The organism is Pseudoalteromonas sp. bablab_jr010 (genome assembly GCF_016464105.1).
In the GTDB taxonomy this organism is placed as follows: Bacteria; Pseudomonadota; Gammaproteobacteria; order Enterobacterales; family Alteromonadaceae; genus Pseudoalteromonas; species Pseudoalteromonas simplex.
Genome location: NZ_JACDWV010000175.1, coordinates 1 through 295, shown reverse-complemented (window position 1 = coordinate 295; position 295 = coordinate 1). Strand labels below are relative to the sequence as shown.

The 295-nt window shown below is 51.9% G+C and carries 1 rRNA gene; it reads left to right on the top strand.

Annotated features, from left to right (window positions below):
* Nucleotides 1-295: ribosomal RNA gene (locus JIG37_RS18150) — 23S ribosomal RNA — on the top strand; the annotation flags it as partial.

Sequence of the window (295 nt, the reverse complement as noted above, 5' to 3'; positions counted from 1 at the left end):
GAAACGATGTGGAAAGGCCCAGACAGCCAGGAGGTTGGCTTAGAAGCAGCCATCCTTTAAAGAAAGCGTAATAGCTCACTGGTCGAGTCGGTCTGCGCGGAAGATGTAACGGGGCTAAACTATGCACCGAAGCTGCGGATTCAAACTATGTTTGAGTGGTAGGGGAGCGTTCTGTAAGCCGTTGAAGGTGAACCGGGAGGTTTGCTGGAGGTATCAGAAGTGCGAATGCTGACATGAGTAACGATAATGCGGGTGAAAAACCCGCACGCCGGAAGACCAAGGGTTCCTATCCCAT